Source organism: Chryseobacterium culicis (genome assembly GCF_900108365.1).
Lineage (GTDB): Bacteria > Bacteroidota > Bacteroidia > Flavobacteriales > Weeksellaceae > Chryseobacterium > Chryseobacterium culicis.
The window spans coordinates 1-24825 of the sequence record NZ_FNWQ01000011.1 but is presented as its reverse complement, the minus strand read 5'-3'; the positions used below and the strand labels follow the sequence as shown (position 1 = coordinate 24825).

Below are 24825 nucleotides of genomic sequence, written 5' to 3'. Positions count from 1 at the left end.
TGCTTTTTGTTTTTATTTAGAAAATAACTGCGCATAGCTACTATTCTTTTTGAAAAATTTCCAAAAGCTTTTATCTAATTCAATAAAAACTTAATCAAATGTACCTGCAGCGTATAGTAACCTACAGGTACAAGTAACTAAACTTATAATAAAACTATTTTTTGATAAGTTTTCTATTATAAGTATTTTTGTCGTCAACGAAGGTAATAATATAGATTCCCTTGGTCAATGAAGCAATATTGATTCGCTGTCCATCAAATTTTCCGTTCTGGACTAGCCTTCCTTCTGCACTGTAAATTTTATAATCCGCTTTGCTGCTAAGATTTTTTACTTCTATGAAAGTATCAGCCGGGTTAGGATAAATAAATACTTCTGAGGTCGATTCTTTAACCTCATTAACGGAAAGGTTGTTTTCTAAAATTTTCACTGGAAAATCTTTAAAAGATCCATATGAATAATCATCTGTCCCTTCTGTATACTTTGGATAACCACATGGTCCATCACTAACAACAAAAGATGTACTTGCAACTCTCATTCTTAAGTGCTTATCTCCGGAATATGCATTGGCAGGAACTGTAAAAATTATGTTACCAGTATGCAAACCATTACTATTGGGAGTACCACTATTAGATCCAATCTTCTCAGAATCCTCAAAAACACCATTCCTATTATAATCTATCCACACTTCTATTTTATCCGGATAGCTGGCATCTTGGATTTTATTCCCAACATTAGTATATGATAATGTATATTGTGTACCCTTAGTAAGATTAATCAATTTACTAGCATCTTCAGTATAATCTAAGTAAGTTCTAAAAATACTTTTGTATGTAGCATCTGAATAAGCTAAATTGGATATATTTAATTTGGCTAGACCACTATTTGGGGTATCGTCTGCAAAACTATTTCCACCTGTACTCATCAAACAGTAATCAGATCCTGTTTGTAATCCCTTCGTTTTGAAATTATAAATATCCGAGTACAATCCAATAACAGTGTTGACAACAGAAGCAACTTGTACTTCATAATTTGCTTCATCCTCAAGTGAATTTAATGACAAATAGTTAACAGGACTTGTGGTATTTATCCAATTAGCCTCACCTACTTTTCTATATCTTAATGAATAGGTAGCTCCAGGAATGTTATTCCAACTTATTATAGCGGATGTCTTCAATATATCATTAAAGTTTGCAGATAATCCTGTCGGTGGATTAGCCGTAGAAGTCGGCGCTGCACCGATAGTTATTTTAGGAGAAATAGCATAGAATATGTTTCCTAATGCTGAAATTCTAAACTTCACAGGTCCTGAAACTCCTGAAGGCATCTGAGCTTGGTAGCTTCCCGTATTAGGTGTTGAAGCAACCAACTCCGTCCAGGAAGAGCCGTTTATAAGATCTGTTGTATATTCTATTTTCACATTACTTACATTATATGGTGCATTATTAGTGTCCGCTACATCCCATGAAATAGTATTAACAGCATTATTGTAAAAAGTGCTGCTGTCACTAAGTCCTTTAAATTTGAAGGGTCCACTATCAGCTACTGTTACTGTAGTTTCGGCAGATACTAGCATTGGAGTGGTATTGTCGTCTCTAACAGTTACAGCATAGTTAAGGACTCGCGGAGTATAAGAGACAGTTTCCCATTTCGTTTTATCAGTTAAGTTTCCAGACATTACCGTTTGAAGATTTGGGAAATATCTTCTTCCGTTAACCGTACCTGAATTTGATCTCGCTAATGCACCTTGAGAATTGTATCCCCAGCCGCTATCTCCCGATATTGTATGAAATTTATCCACACTATCTATTTGTTCCCAAGTATAGTTCACAGCATCTGTATCTGTTGCTATTGCCTCCAAATAATAAGCTGTTCCTTTTGGAATCGTGTAGGAAGTAAGTGGTGTGATGAGCGGAGCCGCATTACTTGTTATATTTTGAGATAAACCACAGCCAGGCTTACTGTCAAGATCATTAAGAACTTGATTGACCGAAGAATAATGAAAATAAGCATCCGTTGACATTTGTATATTATCACCTGTGATGCCCGCATATCCCATTATAGTTGAACCACCTCCAGGCTCTACATTTACACCCGATCCTTCTGACTGATGTGAAAAAGTATGATTCGCTCCTAATTGATGCCCCATTTCATGAGCAACATAGTCTATATCAAAAGAATCCCCTGTAGGATTTGTCATTTGAGTAAAAGCGGAACCTTTTGCTAATGGTTTATTAGTACTTGGATCGACACAAATAGAACCTATCATTCCAGCACTACCATTTCCTCCTGCTGCATTAAAAACGTGGCCTATATCGTAGTTTGTATTTCCTACCTGCTGAGTAAGAAATTGCTGAATTTGAGTATTCAAACTAGGATCTGTCTGCTGAGCTGGAGGAGTGTAGAAATCCGTTGACGGATCAGTAGCGATAATGTTAGGAAGATCCTGAATAATAAGTTTAATTGCAAAATCTTTTTGAAATATACCATTTACGCGTGTCATTGTGGCATTCATTTGAATAACAGTATTCGTAGTACCTCCTGATGGATCAAATTTTTTCGTATATTCTCCTGTAGTAGCAAGTGCAAGGCGATAAGTCCTGAATTTTGTACTTGCAGGTCTGCTTGTTATTCCTATATTTGAAAGGTTCTTCCTTCCATTGAATTCTAATGATTTTATGTCTCTAAAGTTCTTTTCTTCCGTTGTACATTCAAAACCATGCTCACCTGCAGTTCTTTCTGTTTTATAAAAAACTCCATAAACCTTCTTATCATTAGTGATAGGCTCTATAAACTGGAATTTCCCATCTTTTATAATCATTGATTGCATCTCTGTAGGTGCAGTACTGAATCTTATATATTTGCCTGGATCATCTATTCCTACCCCTACGTATGATCCCAAGTGGTATTTATCAGCTAGCGATTTTACAACAACCGGATCACTATAGACCGCAAACTTTTCAATTTTCCCTTCTGCAGTAGGAAAGGATACAATAACAGCTCGCGATCCTTTTCCTGTTTCCACAGCATTTTTTAAAGTTTCTCTTAGAGAATCGAGATCGAATCTGTAAGAATATTTAACATTCACCTCTTTTCTAATCTCAGATATTTTTTGTGAGGTAGGTTCCCATCTCTGTGCTTTTGAAAATAAGAAGCCAGAAACTAAAAATAATGATAGTACTGTTTTTTTCATTTTATATAATTATCTATTAAAATAGGAAGGATATGATGCTAGAAGAAAAAGTGATATTTTATTTTTCAAAACTAATTGTAAATTCTCTACCTTACACTAACAATTATGACACAAGTACTTAATCAGTACATAATAAATTATTAAATTATTATTCGAAGTAATTTTTTCTTAAATTATCAAACAAAATTTTAGATATTACGAATTAAAATTTAAGCTCTACATTAGTCTATGTAGTTTCCTCGAAGAATCTAAAAGAGTTTAATCAGACACAGTATATTTAGTAAATTATTTCTCCGAGTTAAAGATTATTTGCAAAGTAAAGATCAAGATTTGTCTAACAAACTTTAAATCTGTTTAGTATAAAATTAAAGACATATAATCAACCTCAGTTTTTGTCTAAATAAATATTTTTGCTAAGAAAGCTTAAATCTAAGTTGAAACTGAGTTCCGGGAAAACAGCGCTAAACTCTTTAGTACTTATTATATATATTATATTAAAAATAGATCTAATTTTTGCCTTATTTAATAGTAAATTAATTATGAAAAATTTTATAATTGACTTCTTACAATTTTATAAAAATCCATCAGATACTAGAATAGAACATTACTCTTTGTCAAAAAATATACGTTATATTATATACGGCTTAATTATTGACCTTATATTATTAGTATTTTTTATACCACTTGGAGACTATTTCGCTGATACATATCTTCTTGATTCATCACTATTGGTATATAAAGAGGACACTTTACTTTTTTTATTGGTGATCGGTGTTTTAGTTTTACCCCTCTTCGAAGAATTACTATTTAGATTACCCATAAGATATAATCGTTTTTATTCATTTTTTTTAAGTAAGAAAATATGGAGCTATTTATTCAGAGTAATTGTCTACTGCGTTCCTTTAATTTTTGGATTGGTACACCTAGATAACTTTAACCTTAATGGAAAAACTACAACTATTTTAATTTTTGTCCCATTAGTTGTATTATCACAAATAATTGGAGGATATATTATTACTTTTATAAGAGTTAAATTCAATTTCCTTTCTTCAGTGATTTATCATATGATTTGGAATCTTACGGTGACTATAGGAGGTTTTATATTTACAAGTTTTGAAAAACCATATGTAGTAACAAACAATGATTATTCGATTGAGATAACAGCTAATTCATATACTGAAATCTCAAAACAAAATCTATCAGTTGATTCTTCTGACAACAAAATTTATAGGATAGAAGCTCAGCAGTTATCAATCAACCATGTTTTGGATTCTCTAACAGCGTTCAAAAGAAATAAAGAAGATCGCAGTGTCAATATACTCTTTCAATCACAAAACGGCATGAGTAAAAAACAGTTTTTAAAAATAATAGAAGATTACGACAAGAATTGTCTATAGAAGTATTCATCCTATGCAAAATTATAATTATGCTAATATTAACTGAAAGGAATACTCGACATGATCTTTTATAACAAAAATATTTTCTAAAAAAGCGTCTTTTATTATATTTTTGGAGTCACATGCTTTGCTTTTTCTTAATCTTTCATGTTATTTTTACTAATAAGATTATCAAAGTAATTATTGAGAGAATTAATCGATATTTAAGTAAAATTCGCTTTTCATTTAAAAAATCTAGATTAAAGATTCTAATTTAACCGATTTGATTTAAACTTATTCATTAATTATAGTATTATTTTATTTAGTAGAATATTTTTCATTTTTTGTACATCCCTTAAAGTGGGATAATCCTCATCTTTGTGTTTTTTCTAGCTTCCCTCTGTGGAAGCTTTTATGATTAATGACTGTAGTTAAAATGGAAAAACAGAATATAAATAGACTCAATATACATTTACATTCTAATAGTGCACTTATTATATATCAGATTTGATAATTAAGTTTCTTAAAGTCTAAGTATGGCAATGTAAATTACTTATTGGTCTAAACGAGAAAAAGTAAAATAAAATATTAAAATCAACGCAAGTATTGATAGTACGTTCAAACTAATAAAGAATGATCCTTACTAAGCTTTTCTCTATTAAAAGATTTATTATTTTATAGACCATTACAAAATAGTACTCTTCAATTATTAACTCCCTTCAATTTTAATCCTTCATTTAAAAAGCTAAAGCATGTCTACTAAATGCATATTTCATCTTGCAAAAAATCTAAAGAAGAATAATTCCAATGGTTTTTCAATATTTTAGAATTTAAAGCCAATACTAAGGTATGCTCGCCAAAAATCAAAAAAATTATTTTTTGATATAGTAAGGTTAATTGGTCCAATAATAGATTTCCATCCAATACCTGCACCATAACCATATAATATTTCATTTTCATTGAATGGAAATAATTCACTGCTTACACTACCAAAATGAAAAGATGGAGTGACATAAAAATTTTCATACCAATTATATTGAACGTCAACTCCCAACTTAAAAAATGAATTAACGGGTAATTCATTTTGCCTGAAACCATTAAATGTAGAATTACTTAAACCAAAGTGATATTCGGTTCCTCCAATATTATATTTTTGATTGAAGAAAAGATAAGGAGACTTTTCTGGGTCATTATTGGAGGAAAAATAGGTCCCAAGAAATATACTCGATCCTAAAGAAAGCCTTTTATTTATAGGTAAGAAAAAGTTTTCACTAATAGCGAGGCTTAATAAATTTTCCGGAATAAAGTAATTATCATTTCTTGGATTAAGATAATTAAAAAGTGATGTATTGGTATCTTCTAAATTATATAAGTTATAATGGCCTCCCAGATAATATTTTGATATTATTTGCAACTGATTTCCTGACGATGGATAATACCTCTCATTTAAACTGTTTTGGTTTAATTTAAAAAATAAATTAATATTATTATTATTAAAAACACTTTTGTCATTACTTCGCAATAGACCTTGATATACTCTATCAAAGGATCGGTTAACTTTATCTCTGCTATATTCAATTCCCAAAGACGAACATATATTATTATTCAAGTTATAATTAACCGAGGCGTTAATATTAGTAAATATATTGTTATAACCATAAGTCTCTACCGTTGCACTATCATCATCGAGTTCATTTATAACACGTAATATAAAATCATTACTTTTAGTGTTTGAAATCATAGCTTCAGTATTTATCCAAAAACGAAATTCATCATCTAAGAATTTTTGAAATTGAAAACGACCTTTAAAACGTTCAGAAATATCAATCGTTGCTACTGACCTAAATTTCTTTGGTATATTTCTATACGTAAAATTAACAACAATTCCAACTGATTGTTCATTGTCGTAATGTAACGCCATTTTTAAAACACTTTGCCTAATTTTTTTAACAAAAATATTCATAATAAGACCTTCATTTGTGTCGGTGTATGTATAATATACCTTTTCATAACGTCTCATGCCAAAAATTTTATCAATAGATTCATTTACTTTTTTCACATCATAATATTCTCCTTCCTTCAGGTTCATTAAGTTCCTTATAGCTACAATTTCACTAGATTCTAAAGCTGTACCATTCTCTTCCTTATATGTAAATCCTACAGTAGGTTTTTTAATTTCGTCGATCATTCGGTGATTGCTTGATATTCCAAGATCCTTCTGTTTTTTTGCAAGTTCAAGAAATTTTTGAAGATTGTTCTCTGCTTCCCTTTCCCCTATTTTAATAATTTTTTTGTAATGCTTAAAATCTTTCGTTGTATAGTTATTAAGAGGTTTAACAAAATCAATTAATAGATCTGTCATTTTCTTCTGGTATGAATAGTCTTGAACTGAACGAAAAGCGTGAGTTTGATAAATCATTTTTATAGGGTTTTCAACTTCTTTTTTTGTAAAAAGTCTAAATCCGGCATATCCACCAATTATGTAATCTGCTCCCATATCTTTTAATTCCTTTACAGGAAAATTACGGTCCAAGCCACCATCTACAAAAAGTTCATCTCCTATATAAACTGGAGCAAACACGGCAGGAATAGCTAACGTAGCTCTTATCGCTAAAGCAAGAGACCCCTTTTTCTGCATTACAAGCCCTCCATTGATAATATCTGAAGATGTCAGCTCAACAGGAATACTTAGTTTGCTAAAGTCATTAATATGGTTTGCTCTAAAAGCAAGTGTACTAAGCACTTCTGACATATATTGACCTTCGATAAGTGAACTGGGTAATGAAGGAATCCCTCTAGAAACAGGTAATTCAACAACATATTTACCATACTCATCTTTTTCACTAATATTTATCTTATTATAAGGAATTGTATTACTGAGAACTCTTTTCCAATTTGTATTATACACAACATTTTTCAAATCTTCTCCAGAATATCCCATAGCATATAATCCACCTAGAATGCCACCCATACTTGTCCCAGTGATATAATCAATTTTAATACCTAAGGAATCAATCATTTTTAAAATTCCAATATGGGCAAACCCCTTAGCCCCTCCGCCACTAAGAACTAAGCCAAATTTCGATTCTTTTGTAATTTTTAAAGAATCTTGAGCAGCAAGATATATTGATAGAAACATAAAAATTAGACTGATTCTTTTTTTCATATTAAATATTTCCGCGAATGTAAACGAAACATATCGGACATAGAAGCGAATATTAGAAAGGAAATATGAAAGGTACTTTAATGGTACACCTTTAAAAAAATCTTAAAATGGGGAAATTGATATAACTAAAGTTAAAATCTTTTTTTAGCTTCTTTTAGTAAAATATTAAGGTCTTTCGATATTCTTTATTATGTATAAATAAACATAGATTTGAATCTTTAGATTTTCTAAAAGTCTATTCTCTCACAATAGTTAAGATTCTAACTGTCAATTACAACAGTATTCTTTTTAAATAAAATTCACAAAATTATGAATGAACTTGTGTTAAGAAATTATTCGAAACTCAAAATTACAGTTTTCTATCCACCCGTCTTATTTCTAGTTGTAATCTTATTACAACTTTATATAAGTGACTCCCTATCTGTTATAAATTATATAGAAATTCAGAAGGAGCACTTTTATTTAATGAATTCAAAATTATCCCAATTCCCTTATTTACAATACAATATAAACCAGTTAGGTGACACAGTGATTCTCCTATCAATTATATCTATATTTATACTCTATATTCCTAAAATTTGGGAATCTTTATTATCTGGTATTATAATATCAGGTTGTATTTCTACTATATTAAAAAAAATATTTTCTATTCCCAGGCCTGCAGCAATTTTAGATCGTGATAGCTTTATTATTATAGGAGAGACATTATCTGGAAGTAATAGTTTACCTTCAGGACATTCTGTAACTATTTTTACTGTGCTCACAATTCTATTATTTGCTTTTTCACCTCAAAGAATAGGTTATAAGTGCATTTATTTCTTTACTTCCATTACAGTTGGACTAATTGCGGCATTTACAAGAGTGGCCGTTGGTGCGCACTATCCTCTTGATGTAATATTTGGAGCCATTTTAGGTTATATCTGTGGTCTATTAGGAATTTTTATTAGTCAAAAAACACGGATATGGTTCTGGATTAATAACAAAAACAGTTATCCCATATTTATTTCAATATTTTTAATACTATGTACTTTACTTGTTATTAAAATATTACAAGAAGGTCTTATAATATTTTATATAACATTAAACTGTTTATTAATTACTGTATATAAAATTATTTTACGCTATGTTAAAAAATGATATGAAATTAGCTCATTTTGCTATATTAATGAGCCTTCTCACTCTCCTATTATTCCATATTCCTTTTTATTGTTTTGTATTTAAAAACTTAAAGCTTACAAGTTATAGCGGCATTATGCTCATTGTCAATCTTATTGTATTAATGATCGTTGTTAATGCATTATTTTATTATCTAATATACTTTTTATTCAGATTTATTGCAAAAGTTCTTATGGTTATTTCGTTTATTATAAATTCTGTCGCGCTTTATTTTATAGATACTTATGGCATAATTATCGATGAGTCAATGATTGGAAATATATTTAACACAAATTACTCAGAGTCCAGCAGCTATATATCATTAAAATTGGTAATATATATTTTTTTGTTCGGTGTTTTCCCCAGTATATATATTTCAAAAGCTAATATAATTTTGCCTAGAGCAAGAAGATTTGCGCTCGTATCGGTACAAACTGTTGTGTTTATATTTATAATTGTATATGCTAATTCTAACAATTGGTTATGGATAGACAAAAACTCGAAAACTCTTGGTGGCTTAGCAATGCCGTGGTCTTATTCAGTCAATTCTTTAATATTTTACATAAACAATAAAAAGAAAACTGAAAGAGAAATTTTACTGCCTAAAGCTACGATCCAGGATAATGAAAAGGCTGTAATAATTCTTGTAATAGGAGAATCTGCAAGAAAGCAAAACTTCTCTCTATACGGTTACAACAAAAATACGAATCCTCAATTAACCAAGTTGTCTAATGTTTATCATTTCGATGCCATTTCTACGGCAACCTATACAACTGCTGGTGTTAAAAGCATCTTAGAGCATAAAAAAAGTGATGATTTAAATGAGATATTGCCAAATTATCTGTATAGAAATAATGTTGAAGTTATTTGGAGAACCACTAACTGGGGAGAACCACCTTTGCATATCAAAAAATATCAAAATGGGGACATCTTGAGACAAAACTGCAAAGGAGTTGGCTGCAATTATGATGAAATACTTCTCACTGATTTAGAGGAAGAAATACAATCTTCTAAAAATAATAAAATATTAGTAATATTGCATACTAGTACAAGCCACGGTCCTTCATATAACAAGAAATATCCAACTGGCTTTGAGATTTTCAAACCTGTTTGCAACAGTGTTGATTTAGCAAACTGTTCCAATCAAGATCTAATAAATGCATATGATAATACAATACTATATACAGACCATATTTTATCGACTGTTATTGGTAAACTAAAAAAAATGAATACATACAAAAGTGCTATGATATTTGTTTCTGATCATGGGGAGTCCTTAGGAGAAAATAATTTATACATGCACGGCTTACCAATTAAAATAGCTCCAAAAGAGCAATACGAAATCCCTTTTATAGTTTGGATATCAAATAATTCTATACAGCTAAAATCATATGAAACACTTTCTCAGAATCATGTATTTCATAGCGTTCTAAATTTTTTAAGCATTAAAAGTCCTATTTATGATGAAGAAATGAACATTTTTATAAAATAGTGAAAAGTTCAAAATGCAAACATCCTTTTTTAAAAATTACCAGTACACCACCGCGCTGTTCTTCTTTATCATGCAATAAACTAGCAAACCTATTTTATAACCGGAATTGTGATGAAAGACAAAATAACGATGAGCTGTTAGTCGGATTATCTGCAAAGGTAAGTGAAGGTCCTAAAATTAACATTCCAATCCAATGAGTATGGATTTAATTCTCTATCTCTTTCTTAAGGTAATTATACACAGTAATTATTTATAATCCAGGATATAAAGATTTTGAGCAGCAAATCACAGTAGATCAGAATATGAAACTTGGTCTGGTAATGACGAAGATACTATTCTAGCCAATCCACAAGTAATATCAATAATGGAGCTGTGAACTGTTTTTTCGACCATTAGAATGATACCGAGATTTCTTTCATATAATTTAAAACTATCATATAAAATTCCAGATTAATCTGGAATTTTATATGATAGTTATATTTTGATAAAATATAAATCCATCAGTTACCTGTACCACGAAGTACAATTATAGATAATTATTCAAATCCTATAATAAACCGAGAAAGCCTATAAATGCTTGAACACAAGTTAGCTATTTAAAATGTTGTTACAAAGGAATCAAGAGCTAAGGGAAAAGGGTACGTTTCAAATAGATTTGCCCTGTTAAATGTAATGAAGAATTTATGTTTTTGCTAAAATCATTAAGTTAGTTATATACTATATGTTATTTTTCTATTGGATTATCATTAGAATTAAACATATCCTTGACAAAATTTTCTTGCTTACTCACATATTCGCTAATTGTAGAATTAGTTCCCGGCATTTTTATAGAATTTTTTGATGCAGCAGGAATTTTATCCATAAGAACTCTTAGCTCCCTAAAAGGATCTTGCTTAAATAATTTAAGAGCATTTGTAAATTTTTGCTTTGAAATAATTTTAACATTAGAATCTTCATCATCACTACTATTAACCTTAGAATTTCCAATCAAAATCCAAGAATAATCTTTTTCAGCGTCTTCTAATTTGACAATTAAACCTGGTAAACCATAAAATTTGTATGGACCATCAGAAAAAACAATGCTTGTACTAAACCATGCTGTCCATAATCTTCCTCCAAATTCTGTTGTCGCTTTTTGGGTATTATATTCTCCTATCATCTCTTTTTCGGGCAAGATTTTCCAGTTAAATTCACGAGTTTCTTCGTAAGCAAAATTTCCTTCTAAAGAGATATTATCATTATATTGTAGTGTCATAGCCGGGTATTTTTTAACAATTTTGTAAGTAAATTTAGGCTTTTTCATAAAATTAGAAAAATCATCAAATTCCTTTTTCTTATCAATTTTGTCTAACTGTGCATTTATACTTTTTTCATTGATATCTCCGAAACTATCATCCTGATATACTGATTTTTCACCGGTAATATCAAGAATAGCAATAGCTCTATCCATTCTTGCAGAATCTTTTTTAGGCCTAAAATTCAATTCATAAAAAAAACGATTTACAGACTGATTAATATTCTGTGCATTGATACTGATGAAGGTCGATATTGATGCTATAAACAGTATTTTTTTCATTATTTTAGAAATTTCTAAGGAGAATTAATATTAAAATACAATAAAATCAGACTCGGTTACGCCAGAGTTTAAAATCAGTTTTGTTGTTTTCATTTCAATCGTTTTTTGTTTAGTTTTCACTTCTATTATTCCTGGCAATTTTAACCCATCCACAATAAGATATTCTTTAAAAATCATTTCTCTACCCTCCGATATTGTTTTGTAGAAAAGGCCGGTACGTATATCAAAATATGCTTTGGATTTATCTGAAGATAATATATAATATTCTTTATCATCTATCTTATCAGTTGTTACAGAAATATATTTAGCCGGATCAAAAATTGGTAAAATACCCAATGTAATAGATTTTTTAGCCTTTATAATTTCTTCTTCTGTCATAATCTGTTTTTGTACAGTCCCTTCTTCCGTCGTTGTGCTTTTATAACCTTTTTCACCATTGAATACCTGAACCTCCATTTCCATACCCATGGCGGTTTGCACAATTTTGTACTTATTTCCCATCCTTTTTTCTGTAGTCACTACATCTATACCTTCTATACTCATTGTAGTTTCTTTCAACATACTCTTTACAGCATCCAGCTTATCCTTACCGCCTAGTGCCTCCATATAGTTATTAATTACTTCATTTGGGGTAATTGACAATTTAGAAATTTCCTTCTTCACATTATTTGTATTTTGTGCGGATAAGAAACTCACCATAACCATACAAAAAAATGGTACTAATAATTTTTTCATAAATATTTGTTTTATATGTTAATAATTAGAAATGTCGAACATTAGTTAATATTTAATAATTTACTTGACCTTTCCATAAATCTTAATACATTATTAAATAATTGTTTATTCGAAATAAATCCAGCATTTAGTTTTTTACGTTTTCTGAACTAATTTAATCGGACATATGTTAAGCATCATAAATAACAAGTCCTATATTTATAATTTTTTATATGCTAAAATTACTCCCTATTTTTAACAACAAGCCAGCCTGTATACGTTTTGCCATTGGGCAGGGTAATTATATACCAATAATTGGCTGTTGGAATAGGCCGTCCTGCAATTGTTCCATCCCAATTGATCTCCGTATTGGTATTTTGTTCAAAGATTAGTGTTTGGTATCGGTCAAATACTTTAGCATTTGTAACCTTGTCTCCAAAAATGCGAAGATTTTTCACAATCCATCGGTCATTTCTGCCGTCTCCGTTTGGTGTAATAGTATTCTTTATATCTAAAATGAGCTCTTCGCGCTTAATAATACATTCCTCTCCTATATATTTCACATAAAAAGTAATAATTTCTCCCGGCAGACCATTGAATACATTGCTACTCTGCCACGTGATGCCATCTATAGAATACAGAATTGGTTTGGATCCGGTTGCAAAAACAGTACATATTGCTCCATTAATATTAATGTTCTGAATAACCGGGACATCGAAATATTTCACTTCCATTGTTGCTGTATAAGAACAACCATTATCAGATACTATTGTAAGACTGTATATACCGACCATTTTAATTCCTGTTACCATTGCTGTCGTTGAAATAATATTTCCATTAGGATCTTTCCAGACATAGCTTAAAACATTATATCCTTCTATATTTGCCTTATAAGTAAGGAAACCATCAGGACAGATGTACTGTGTTGGAAGTGTGAAAAAAGGAGTTGGTTTCAGCGAAATGTGAATCTCTGCCTTTTCGGAACAAAACTCTGTAACGCTGATCTTTACGTAAATAATATTGGATCCTGTATTCTGGTTGAATAGGTAAGCTGATGGATTGACAATAGCATTTGTACCGGCATTAAGATCAATCAAAGATGGATAGTAGGTAAATGTTGCATTACCACCAGAGTATATCTGCTGCTCAAATTGTAGTAAATTAACATTTTCAATTCCATCATTCCCAATATCACAAACATTATTGAGCTTAAATGGTCCTGGATTCAACAACGAAATCTTGTTTCCAAACACAAAACGAATCCGTGCAAAATCATAACAACCAGGAATATTCTGGATTTTGACCCATATATGTGTCGGAAATGGAGAAACACTATAATTTGAAGGATTAGAAATTGCGTTTATCCCATTTTGTGCATCCTGTTGCGTAAGATAAAAACTAAAGGTATTTAATGCATTAGGTATATTCACCATTAAATTGGTAAAGTTCAGCAAATTAACCTCATAGCTACCATCAAGATTTTCATCACAAACACTAATAGTAGAATCAATAGCTTTTGGAGGAAAATAAGTATTCAGCTGAATCGAGGCAATAGAATAACATCCTGTAGTTCTGGATTGAAATCTCACCCAAACCGTTAATGAAGAAATATTAGTAATGATACTATTTCCAATTTGGCCAGCCGGATTTCCTAAATTGGCATCTGCTGCAGTAAGATAATAAGATATGGACATATCCGAAAGCGGCAGAGTATTTAAGGATGTATTAAATAACTGTGGTAAGGCATCAATCAGCTGAAATGTCTCATTCAAATCAAAGTTTTTATCGCAAGTATCTAATATGGCATTACTCAAAACTATAGGAGTCAGAAATGTCATCTGTATTTGAACTTTCGCTACAGAAAAACATTCAATAATAGGAAATTCAATTTTTACATACACTGTAGAATTTCCACTGACAACAAATTGTGTGGGATTATTGATAGGATTAGTGAAGTTATTAGTCGTACTGTCATAGTTCATATAATAGCTGAAAATAGCATTAGAACCATTATAAATTTGAGGCTGAACCTGTAATAAATTATACATTTCCGAGCCATCATTATTATTATCACATATATTTTTAACTAAAATATTGACCGCAGTATTAACACCAGAATTTGAGGTGAGACTAAAATTTATTGGATAAATTTCAAAACAATTGTAAGAAATGATTTTGACAAAAATTTGCTGGCTACCTGTAATAGTTAATGAAATTATTGGATTACTGCCATTTTGTGCATCAGCCTGGGTAAGGTAAAATAATGTTGTTGCATTCTGGTTTCCAACAATAGCACCTGAATACTGAGCAAGCTGTATGTTTTCAGTATTATCATGATTAAAATCGCAAACAACAAAATCAGATTTAAAAGTAACAGGATGCACAAGATTTACATTGATTGCTCTTACGGTATAGCAAAAATCTGATTCTTCAAAACGTACAAAGTATTTTTTGGTAACCAAATGACCATTCTCTGTAATCGTTTGGATTGGACTTATCGGATTTAGGCCAGCATTAGCAGCTGCATAATCATCATAAAACTCAATCACAGGGATGGCAGCAGATATAAGCATACCCGCGGACAATGTAATTAGATTAATACTGACATCGTCAATTCCATTAAAACAAATATACTCAGTCTTTTCGTTTGCATGTATTTTCTTAAAGATTACGCTCATATTCACGATAACCACCGCAAAACATCCATTCGGGATTTGTACTCTAATAAAAACCTGGTAAGTCCCTCCCATTATGTTTGTTAAACCCGAACCTGTACCAGCAACAGCCTCATTGTAAGTCTGATATGCTGTATAAGTAGATCCTTGTTGTGCACCAATTAGAGCACCTAATTGCAAAGCATAATCAAAAGGTTCAACGTTATCATCATTAATGTCACAAGTCATATAAGAAAAACTTAAAGGTGAATTGATATTAGCCCCCTGTTTAAACTGAAAACTTACTGGTCCTAACACATATGAGCAGTTTGCTTCCTGAAGTCTTACCCAAATATTTGTAGAGGGTGTTATAGTAGTTGTGACAATAGGGTTCGTGTTACTGTTAGCATCGGCTTGTGTTATATGGTATGAAATACCAGATGTTCCTGGTGAAAAAAGCTGATCATTAAGTAAACTTAGATCATAATTATGCTCTACATTATCATTATTAGTATCACAAATTTCAATTTTAGTTTTAAGTAAGGTTTTAGTAATAATATTTAAAGTTAGAACAGCTATTCTAAAACATCCCGGAATAATTGGATTCTGGATCCTTACATATATTACAGTGTCACTGATAAGAGACAATGATGCAGGAATTGCGTTGATTCCATTTTGTGCACTTTGCAAAGTAGTATAAAAACTAAAGTTAAAGTTTGCAGGGTTTTGCGATGTAAGATCTGATTGAAAATTATTTAAATTAACTGCGACAGGTATAGTTCCACAATAACTTTTCGTAAAATTCTCTGCAGCTGGATATGAAGGATCAAAAGTTACTATAAAATCGTCTTTTAAAGTAAAAATACTGTTTCCACACAACTCATAATTAACAGTTGCCGTATAAACTTCATTAGCAGTCGGACAAACTGTTGTTTGTATTCCGGATCCTACAATCTGACCTTGGGAGTCAGTCCATTTTATCTGTGGGACAATAGTACCCCCCAGAGGAGTAAACCTCCATCCTTCCTTTAACGCTTGCCAGTTTCCAGTATTTCTGCCTGGTGGTGAGTATCCAACTGTTCCGTCATTATTAACAATCCCAATCAATGAATTTTCAAACTTTCGCGTGGAACAAGGCGCTGGTTTTTTATCGACAAATACATCTATAATATTAGTAGTTTCATATATAACAATCTGCGATGAAGACCTCTCTGTACAACCTGCTATTCTTCCTTCGTAAAAGCTGATAATAAACTTTCTGTATGGGGCATTTCCGACTGTAGAATAGTAAATTTCAGATGTGTCCCCAGCGGAAAAAACCAGATCATTATACACTCCGAAAATTGAGTTTTTAGAAAGCCCTGTGTTAGGATTTTGCCATTGTACATTGGGATAATTGATATTTCCTAATTGGTCCAAATTAAATGTAATCATACCGTTAGAACCTACAACCAGACCATCAAAATACTGATTAAAAAAACAAAATTTAAAAGGGATATCCAATTTTACTGCAAAAAGATCATCATAATATGCATTAATTGGAGTTCCCTGATTCATTGTTACAGGTGGGTTGTATGAGATCGCGCTGACCTGATAATTATCCGTTTTTTTTAATTCAGGATAATCTACATTTAGCAAAAGGCACCCATCATCATTAAGATTGTTAGTGCAGCTTACATTAAAACTTTCATTATTGAATGCATCTTTTATCTTTACAGGACTTTGTGATAAGACCATTGCTGCAAAAAGAAATCCAAGTAATTGTATAAATTTATCCATAATAAAATTAGAAGTAATTAAGAACTAAGAATGATGGTGTGTGTAAAGAAATATATTAAAACCTAAATACTTAATTAAATTTAAGGGGTCAGATAGAAAATTTATTCGAAACTATAAAAAAAAAGGTTTTAATAAGTGATAAATCTTAACTAAGGCCGACCAAGTAAGTACTTACTACAAAATTTCGAAACTATAGCCAAAATATTAATCCATAAACTAATAGTTGTCCTTACAAGAAATGTGCATTTTTAAAGCATTCAAGGACATCAAATATCAAATTTAGCATTCAATAAATTAAAAAGTAAAATTTAATAAGTCAGGTTTATAAGATTATTATTTATAGATATCTTAAAACTATTTGTAAAGTCAGCAAAGTTAAAAAAGATAAAAAATTTGAATAAAATTATTTATACAAGATCACAAGTACTTTCATGGTATCTGTTTTTTTTTGACGGAATTTTTTTTTGATTGTACTTTGCTCAAACTAAATATTTTAACAAGGAGCATTGAAGTTAATTTAATAAAAAATTCAAATAATATGAAGAACAATTTACTATCTCTAATTTTGATTTTTTCAAATAGTGGTGCTTACGCCAAAACTTATAAAAAAATAACACTATCAGGCTTTAATTCTGATGTGACTGCTAACGAAATGATGTCAGCATTTGCGTTAAAAACTGTAAGTGCAGTTAGTAATATTCACAATTTTGCTTTTGTTTCAAACGAAGATAAGTTAAATTCGTCCAACTTATCACTGAACAATTGACCTCAATAGAATGGACTTATTTCTTCTGCTACAACCTCAAATGGGTTATCTGTCCAGTTTGCTACTTACAGTGGAATGTATATTTTCATGCTTCGAAACAAAAATGAACAACTTTACAGAATAAATAAACAATGCTTTAAAAGTAACTTGTTATCGGATACTTTGTGACATGAATTGATATTTAACTCAAAATAACTTACTATCAAACAATAACAATCAGGAATAATATCTTAAAAGTTTAAGAATTCTTACTGTGTTATAAAATTGATGTATAAAGTTTAATTAATTAAAAACACCATAATATTATAACAATTGATGTGCCTCAAGAATTTATGTAATATTAATTATTACTATAATTTAATGACTATGTACATTTTAAATTTGATTCAATTTTTTATCCAATAATTTGAAATAAAAACTAAATGAAAGTAAAAATTATTATAGTACTTTTGATTCTTCAATCGCGCTTTTTCTTCACACAGGTTGGTATTAACACGGCTAACCCAGGCAGCACATTAGATGTAAAAGGCTCTTTTTCAACAAATTACAAAGTAATAACCAGCGTTATTTACAATATATTAAAAAGCGATCAGTACATCGACTTCAGGGGAAATAGCCCATCTGCAATCACTTTACCACAAGCTCAGATAGAGTCTAATTTTGGTGGTAGAATATATGAGATAAGAAACGGTAGTAATAACAACATAGTCTTATTACCTCATGGCTCTGAAAAAATAGATGTCTCGAAGAATGCCAACGCCCAGAGTAGTTTGATTATACCTTCTGGGTATTATGCAATGGTCAAAAGTACAGGAAATACTTCGGGATCTACATGGGTTGTATCTTTTTTTCCTTATGCAAGTCCGACTGATTCAGGAATAATTAAGTTCAGTCCTACGATATTAGGATATGTACCGACTAAAGCATCACAAAGGAAAATACCATTAACATTCAACGGTGTATCTGTAGCTGAAAAAGGATGTAAAAAATGGGATGTGAATGGACATACATATTGTGCATATCAATTAGGTGGTGGAAAAAGCTTTTATGAGACTTTTAATTTAGGAAAACAGATAGGTGGCTATATTATAACCATGACCAGTAATGATGAAAGAAATTGGGTATACACTAATATTTTGGCTCCTAATTCTGGGTTCAACTTTAATAATAATATTTGGATTGGATACAATAAAGTGGCTAATCCGGGAAATCCTACGGCCTTCACATGGATAACAGGTGAAGAATGGACAATTGACTGGACAACATCTCCCAACTCCACACCTCAAAGTTTTTTTGCGGCAGGTGAACCAAACAATAATCAGGGAATAGAGGGTTCGTGTCACATCTATACAAACCTTAACAGTACATCTAGGCAATGGAATGATCTCAATGGGAACGTAACTAATTTTGCAGGAGCTGATTTTGATCAAGTAATTTTAGAATTCAATGAAGATTAAATTACGCATAAGTAAGATTACTTATCAAATAGTAAAAACTATTTGTGATATTAAAAAAACCATATAATGTTTCGGTTTTGTATAATACATCTTTAATTATAAAAAGAATTTAAATAATCAGTAAAAATATTCGGTAACTATGAAAAAGATTATTCTTTCAATAGCAATTGTTGCTTATGCAAAATTTTACTCTCAGGTCGGGATAAATACATCGAATCCTCAGGGAATGTTTAATATTGATGGTAAAAAGGATAACAATCCTATCGGAACTCCAACGATAGGACAACAAGCGAACGACTTTGTTATCACTGAAGATGGTTCTGCAGGAATTGGAACTACATTACCAGATGCTTCAGCTATCTTAGAATTAAATGTAAACCAATTGCTGACAGGAAAACAAAAAGGCTTCCTAGGTCCAAGGCTTGCTCTTAATTCTTATAATGATTCTTCAACAATTCCAAATCCAGCATTAGGTTTACTTGTTTTTAACCTTGGAACAATATCTACCTTTACATATGTTGGTTATGTATATTGGAACGGTACGCAATGGCTAACTCTAGATGGCCGAACTCTCAAACAAGGTACAGTAGAAGCTTTAAAATGTGCAGACGCTAACTTAGAGCCATCTACTTATACTGCCGGAATGATGGTTCAGGGATTACTAAAAATACCTTATACTGGTGGAAATGGAGGAATATTTAGCACTCAAACAATAGGTCCTGTTAATGGTCTTACAGCTACCCTTCAGCAGGGAAATTTCACGCAAGGGACTGGTACACTAACCTTTAATGTTTCAGGTACATCAACAGTTAATAGCCCGACCTTAACTTCATTTCCGATTTCACTAGGAGGGCATAATTGCACCGTTAATATTGGAGGAGGAAAAAAACTGAGTTCAGGAGAATATGAATTCTATACATACGAAGTTCCTACATATCATGTTGGATTATTGAGTAATTTCCTAAATTCTTCCGGGAAAAGCGCACCAATTTTAGGAGGAAAAATCAGAGTCGATTTGAATTTTACATCAAATTCAAATGCTGGCTCAGGTAGTGTCACATACAACCCTCGTCTTGTTAACATATTTGGAAATAATATTAAAATTTGGTATTCCGCGCTCTCTAGTGTAGACCGCTATCGTCGAGCTAATATTTTAGTCGCTCCAGGAGGATATGTCGAAACTGATAATGGCATATATTTAAACTGGGGAGATAATATGAACAGCAATTCTACCCCACTTAACAGCTTAACAGGTTCCGATGATTCACAAGAAATTGAAACTATTGACTTGTCAGTAGATGGTATTTGGTACAGAGTAACAATATTTGTTTATGTTGATAATTTAAATGATACCCTTGATTTCAATAACATTAGGCGTATCCATATCACAGCTCAGAGGATGTCTTAATACTTAATTCATAACTAACATTTTACAGCAAGATTTCGAATTATTATTTAAAGCATTAAGATTTAAAGTAGATGAATTGATAAAATCAACATTTAATATTATATCAGTAAAGAAAATACAATCATTTTAATCAATTAATAACCAAAACCTTACATAGTTAAGTACTTTAACAGTACCCTTTCTTTTTTGTCAGTAAACCTTAATCATACATATTTGCCACAGAATTAAATGTTTAATAATTTTTTAATATTTTAAGAATGAGAAAAATAATTTTTTTAGGAGCAATAACTCTTTTTGCAACAATCAATGGACAACAAAAAAATTCTATTAAAGTAGACCCACTATCTATAATTGTAGGAGGAGGTGCAAGCTTGATTTCTTATGAAAGGGTCATAAGTAATCATTCCACAGTTGGTATTGGTACTGGCTTTGCAACCTTTAAGGTAGATGATTATAAGTATAACTATATTGGTGCAAATATCTTTTATAGATATTATTTTAAAGAAGCTTTAAATGGCTTCTATCTGACAGGTTCCACTGGATTTGGAGGTGGTAGAGCTAAATATACGGCGGACAAAAAAAAATTAAAAAATACTTATACCATGCTTGATGTAACTGCCAGATTGGGTTATCAATGGGTATGGAAAAGCGGATTCACATTAGACTTGAACGCAGGTGCACATTTTATGGCAATTAGCTATAAAGAAGATAACTTTTCCAAAAATCCTGTTAAAGCTGAAGAAGCAGCAATACTTCCAAATATAGGGGTTGGTTTAGGCTATTCTTTTTAACAGTAACTTACAAATTAAACAATGACATAGGCAATATATCATGGTATATATTAGTGATTACAACTTTCAAAAACACTCATCAATAAATATCTACACTATCATCTATTCCCCAATATTTAATAGTTTTCTTATCACATAATCTTAATATATTCTGTATGTTGCCTTTTAGTTTGAAACCATATTTTTACAAACATTTGTAATTCACAGTACTTAAAAATGAAAGTAATGAAGTAAAGTCTATAGCTATCTTTACTCATTTTCATTTTAAATAATTTTTTTTAATAGTTTGCTTCATCATTCAGGCTGTCTCAAAAGTGAGGCAGTCTTTTTTTGAGCATAAAAAAGGAAAACTTTTGCTTTCCTAATAGTTGCAAATTGATTAATTTACTGTGTATTAAGTAAATCAACGGTAGTCTTTAAAGATTATAATCCCAAATAAAATTTTCTTTTTCCTCCTGATTTGTCGGAGCTGATAGAAAATGATCATCCTGTACGAACTATTTCAGCTGTTATAGATGGTCTGGACATCAGTAATTTGCTCCGTAATTATAAACCCGGCGACACAATGGTTTATCATTCCAAAATGCTTTTGAAAGTATTGGTTTATGGCTATTTGTGTAATATTTATTCGAGTAGAAATCTGCAGCAGGCACTCAAAGAGAATGTTCATTTTATGTGGCTAAGCGCCATGAACCGGCCTGATCATAATACTTTGAGCCGTTTCAGAAGTGGGAGGTTAAAAGGAGAACTCACAAAGATCTTCGCACAAATTGTTATATCATATCTGGAGAAAGAAGGTTTGGTAGCCTGCAAACAATCTTTACAGATGGGACTAAAATAGAAGCCAATACCAATCGTTACAAATTTGTATGGGGAAAGGCTATCAAAAAGAATAAAGAATGTATAGAGCTCCAAATTGAGAACTTGTGAAACTACACTCAGGAAATAGCCAGGGACGAAATGAAAGATCCTTCTGACGTAACCTTTAAGTCTATGGACAAAGAAAAAATAAAATCTGTTATAGAAACGATAGATTTTACTTTAAAAAAGAAGAAAATTTGCTCTAAAATTCGTCAGAAGATTAATTACGCAAAAAAGAACTGGCCTGAAAATCTTGAAAAATATGAGAAACAAGATGTTATTCTTGGGAATCGGAACCGCTTTTCAAAAACAGATCCTGATTCCTCTTTTATGCGCATGAAGAGAATCATATGCGTAACATTCAGGTCAAAGCGGCTTACAATCTTCAGTTGAGTACCGAGAATCATTTTATCGCTAATTATACCCTGCATCCTAATTTTGGTGACACTAAAACCCTTCTTCCTCATATTAAGAATTTTGAACACCTTTATCATAAATCTTCCAACGAAATAGTGGCTGATGCAGGATATGGCTCAGAAGAGAACTATATTTTTCTCCAAAAGAGAAAAGTCAAAACCTATATCAAGTAATTATTTTGATAAAGATAAGAAAACAAAATTATAACATCTTCGCCTTCTAACCAAAAACTTTCAAAGCTTCGGCATAAGGTTCATAAGCTTCTCAATATGAAACGGGGCATAATGCTTAGAAAACAAAGCTGCCACGATGTAGAACCTGTGTTTGCTCAGATCAAACATAACAAAGCATTTAAAAGATTATTTCTCATAGGGCAAAATAAAGTCGAAATAGAAACCGGCTTGATTGCTATTGTGCATAATCTTAAAAAATTGGCTCTGCAGGGTGAAAAACCTTCCTTTGCTTTATTCTACCATAATAACTTAAAAAATATGATCTAAAAAAAATAAATTCATTGAAAAAATGAGTTAAAAAAAATATGACCATAAAAAAGGCTATCTTTTTGAGACAGCCTCTTTTTTTTGCAATAAGCCGGGAAATTCTTTTGAGATAAATATGATCTGTAAAGTAAAATATCATTCAATTTTTTTTCAACTTATATAACAAGAGATTTAGCATTTTGCAAAATACAACCTTCAAGAAGATTATTATATTATAGAAGTATCATCTAATACTTTTGAGAAAAAATGAGGAATTAATTGTACAAAAAAGTAAATACATTAAAAAATAAAAAAAAGCAAAATATTTTTGTACTAATAACAAGGTCGCTGATAATTTCTTGCAATTACTGTTTTCTTTATTGAATTAAAAAACAGATAAGAGAGATTTAACTATGATTAATAAACTAGTCACTTTATATTTGACTTTAGGAGTAGTGTATACTCCAGTATTGAAGATAATTTGCAAAATTAAAAGAGGGAATTATCATTAAAAGGAGGGGGTAGGATTACAATAGTATTGTTTTACGACTCATGCTATGAAATGAGTTAAACTACATACATATAACTAAAAAGTCTGGTGCTACTACAGATAACTTTAGCTACAACCCAATTATAATTGTGAAAAAGTATTAAAAAAATCCCCCTCCCAATTTATGATAATCTGTATTGTAAAAATTCTTACGTATTTTATACAGCACAAATATCTATAATTAAAGTAGAAACGAAAAAAATATACGGTCACAACAAAGTACTATGTGGAAAGCAGAGAATATTTTTTCTAAATAAATAAGTAAAAATAGCATATTTAGGGATATAAATAGTTTTGCAATATTATATCATTGATAGATTTTTAAACCTAAAAGTTTATACAGTTATTTTATCACTACCAGATCTATTTTAAGCATAATAAAGTATGCGAATAATAATAGATCCGCTACAAATTAGGAGAGGATTTTCTTAGGCAAAGATACCGAAAATATAAAGAGGAGGCCTTTTGGTCTCGCTTTCCGTATAGCTAAAAGCCTATTGCTGCTTGGTTGCTCGCCAGCAGAGCCTACTGGTTTTGGGCTTTGAGACTTAATTAATATTTTTTTCTTATGTAACTTAAATACGTATAATTCCTGAGCAATATTTCTTCATTTGAGTTCCAAAATCTGGCAGTAGCATCAGGCTGAATAAGGATAAAATATTCCAAAGACTGCTACTTTTCCCAAGGCGCTTTTCTATTCAAAAAAGAGTCTGGTCTTTGCTTTATTGTAAAACTCTTGCATTGGGTAGCTAAAGCATTTAATTAAAGATATGGTTCAGATAAATCGACTAGCGATCAAAATTCGGATTTGTCAGTCTGTGGGGTTCTTTCTTCTTTAACATTTAGATGAGGGATCTGGACTTTATGGGTCTGTATTTGATAAAATGTTCATGCAGCCGATATTGCAAGGAGTAATTAAAAAATCCCATAACCCAATCGGTTTGAATATGTTGTATAGGAAAATAAAATGTATCCAAAATTTCCCCTAAAAAAA

General features: G+C 30.9%; 13 protein-coding genes and 1 pseudogene. 9 read left to right on the top strand and 5 right to left on the bottom strand.

The genetic code is table 11. The features are described 5' to 3' along the window. Window positions 1-154: 154 nt before the first annotated feature. Window positions 155-3190: a reprolysin-like metallopeptidase gene (locus BLW74_RS22040; RefSeq protein WP_089697083.1), complete on the bottom strand. Its 3036-nt coding sequence runs from the start codon at window positions 3188-3190 to the stop codon at window positions 155-157. 539 nt (window positions 3191-3729) lie between these two features. Here BLW74_RS22040 and BLW74_RS22035 point away from each other — a divergent pair. Next, a complete protein-coding gene (locus BLW74_RS22035) occupies window positions 3730-4587 on the top strand; it encodes a CPBP family intramembrane glutamic endopeptidase (RefSeq protein WP_139265780.1) in 858 nt (285 codons plus the stop codon). Between the two features lie 802 nt (window positions 4588-5389). Here the strand turns inward: BLW74_RS22035 and BLW74_RS22030 are convergent. Next, on the bottom strand, window positions 5390-7732 hold the full coding sequence (locus BLW74_RS22030) for a patatin-like phospholipase family protein (RefSeq protein WP_089697077.1): 2343 nt from the start codon (window positions 7730-7732) through the stop codon (window positions 5390-5392). Between the two features lie 465 nt (window positions 7733-8197). On the opposite strand from BLW74_RS22030, the gene BLW74_RS22025 reads away from it, so the two are divergent. The 3 genes from BLW74_RS22025 to BLW74_RS22835 all read left to right on the top strand — a co-directional run bounded on the left by BLW74_RS22025 (window position 8198) and on the right by BLW74_RS22835 (window position 10720). Further along, complete coding sequence (locus BLW74_RS22025) at window positions 8198-8869, top strand: phosphatase PAP2 family protein (protein WP_228425019.1); 672 nt, start codon at window positions 8198-8200, stop codon at window positions 8867-8869. Beyond that, window positions 8856-10379 carry a phosphoethanolamine--lipid A transferase EptA gene (eptA, locus tag BLW74_RS22020; protein ID WP_089697070.1) on the top strand — a complete coding sequence of 508 codons (1524 nt, stop codon included), beginning with the start codon at window positions 8856-8858 and terminating at the stop codon, window positions 10377-10379. Before BLW74_RS22025 ends, eptA begins: the two co-directional genes overlap by 14 nt. Window positions 10380-10624: 245 nt before the next feature. Next, window positions 10625-10720, top strand: coding sequence for a hypothetical protein (locus tag BLW74_RS22835; RefSeq protein WP_317041052.1), 96 nt, complete (start codon window positions 10625-10627; stop codon window positions 10718-10720). Between the two features lie 383 nt (window positions 10721-11103). On the opposite strand, the gene BLW74_RS22015 is transcribed toward BLW74_RS22835, so the two are convergent. The 3 genes from BLW74_RS22015 to BLW74_RS22005 all read right to left on the bottom strand — a co-directional run bounded on the left by BLW74_RS22015 (window position 11104) and on the right by BLW74_RS22005 (window position 17102). After that, window positions 11104-11955, bottom strand: a complete 852-nt coding sequence (locus BLW74_RS22015; RefSeq protein WP_089697066.1) for a GLPGLI family protein — start codon at window positions 11953-11955, stop codon at window positions 11104-11106. 30 nt (window positions 11956-11985) lie between these two features. Continuing rightward, window positions 11986-12690, bottom strand: coding sequence for a hypothetical protein (locus BLW74_RS22010; protein WP_139265779.1), 705 nt, complete (start codon window positions 12688-12690; stop codon window positions 11986-11988). 221 nt (window positions 12691-12911) lie between these two features. Next, entirely contained in the window at window positions 12912-17102 is a 4191-nt protein-coding gene (locus tag BLW74_RS22005; protein WP_089697061.1) for a T9SS type B sorting domain-containing protein, read from the bottom strand. Window positions 17103-17640: 538 nt separating this feature from the next. Here BLW74_RS22005 and BLW74_RS22000 point away from each other — a divergent pair. The 5 genes and pseudogenes from BLW74_RS22000 to BLW74_RS21980 all read left to right on the top strand — a co-directional run. Then, entirely contained in the window at window positions 17641-17868 is a 228-nt protein-coding gene (locus tag BLW74_RS22000; RefSeq protein ID WP_089697058.1) for a hypothetical protein, read from the top strand. A gap of 422 nt (window positions 17869-18290) precedes the next feature. Further along, entirely contained in the window at window positions 18291-19325 is a 1035-nt protein-coding gene (locus BLW74_RS21995) for a C-type lectin-like domain-containing protein (protein WP_089697056.1), read from the top strand. Window positions 19326-19464: 139 nt separating this feature from the next. Continuing rightward, complete coding sequence (locus BLW74_RS21990) at window positions 19465-20733, top strand: hypothetical protein (RefSeq protein ID WP_089697053.1); 1269 nt, start codon at window positions 19465-19467, stop codon at window positions 20731-20733. A 257-nt stretch (window positions 20734-20990) separates the two neighbouring features. After that, window positions 20991-21524, top strand: a complete 534-nt coding sequence (locus BLW74_RS21985) for a DUF3575 domain-containing protein (RefSeq protein ID WP_089697050.1) — start codon at window positions 20991-20993, stop codon at window positions 21522-21524. 382 nt (window positions 21525-21906) lie between these two features. Then, a pseudogene (locus BLW74_RS21980) lies at window positions 21907-23242 on the top strand (transposase); the annotation flags it as partial. Between the last annotated feature and the right edge of the window lie 1583 nt (window positions 23243-24825).